The following is a 241-nucleotide window of genomic DNA, read 5'->3' on the forward strand; positions in this document are numbered from 1 at the left end:
AGGCACTGCGCTTGTAAGCCGGCGCTTTGGCAAAGTCTGCCCATCGAGGCTTGAAATACTCGGCCCATGCCGTGCGCAAATCCGCTTCCAGCCCGGCGATCACAGACTCATAGGACGCATACAGCGCCTGGACGTGAGCCTTGGAAACGTTGGGGTAAAAGGTGATTTCGTACTGTTGGTCGCGGGTACAGTCGCTGACTTCAAGAATGCCGCTGGGGCCAATGGTCCGATGCAGTGGCGC

1 protein-coding gene is annotated in these 241 nt (G+C 58.5%); it reads right to left on the reverse strand.

Annotated features, from left to right (window positions below; translation table 11 throughout):
* On the reverse strand, nucleotides 1–241 hold a 241-nt coding region (locus OC445_RS27005; protein WP_262020468.1), incomplete at both ends, for a hypothetical protein.

Source organism: Pseudomonas sp. Pse35 (assembly GCF_024519715.1).
GTDB classification, from domain to species: Bacteria; Pseudomonadota; Gammaproteobacteria; order Pseudomonadales; family Pseudomonadaceae; genus Aquipseudomonas; species Aquipseudomonas paracarnis.